Source organism: Streptomyces smyrnaeus, from assembly GCF_017676345.1.
GTDB lineage: Bacteria > Actinomycetota > Actinomycetes > Streptomycetales > Streptomycetaceae > Streptomyces > Streptomyces smyrnaeus.
In genome coordinates this window covers 1-560 of record NZ_JAFFZM010000063.1, presented here as the reverse complement: position 1 = coordinate 560, position 560 = coordinate 1, and the positions used below count along the sequence as shown (strand labels likewise).

At 67.1% G+C, this 560-nt stretch carries 2 protein-coding genes; both read left to right on the top strand.

The window, feature by feature from the left end; translation table 11 throughout:
- The coding region (locus JW613_RS35480) for an oligopeptide/dipeptide ABC transporter ATP-binding protein (RefSeq protein ID WP_372448049.1) at positions 1-286 on the top strand (286 nt) is incomplete at its 5' end.
- On the top strand, positions 279-560 hold a 282-nt coding region (locus JW613_RS35475; protein WP_209215313.1), incomplete at its 3' end, for an ATP-binding cassette domain-containing protein. The genes JW613_RS35480 and JW613_RS35475, both read left to right, overlap by 8 nt.

The following is a 560-nucleotide window of genomic DNA, read 5'->3' as shown; positions in this document are numbered from 1 at the left end:
TCGCATCGTGGAGACCGCACCGGTCAAGGAGTTGTACCGGGCTCCGGCGCATCCGTACACCAAGGGCCTGCTCGACTCGATCCCACGCCTGGACCAGAAGGGCCGGGAACTGTACGCGATCCAGGGCCTGCCGCCCAACATGGCCAAGGTGCCCGACGGCTGCGCCTTCCACCCACGCTGCCCGGTGGCGCGGGACATCTGCCGAACCGATCTGCCCCCGCTCGCCGAGGTCGACGAGAAGCGCGGCAGCGCATGCCACTTCTGGAAGGAGACGATCGATGGCTGAGCGGCCTGAGCAGGGCGAACGGCGGGAGCCGATCCTGGAGGTGCGGGATCTGGCCAAGCACTTCCCGCTGACGCAGGGCATCCTCTTCAAGCGGCAGGTCGGGGCGGTCAAGGCCGTCGACGGCATCTCCTTCGATCTGTACCCGGGTGAGACGCTGGGCATCGTGGGGGAGTCCGGTTGCGGCAAGTCCACGGTCGCCAAGCTGCTGATGAACCTGGAGCAGCCGACCTCCGGCACCATCCGCTACAAGGGTGAGGACATCACCAAGCTGTCG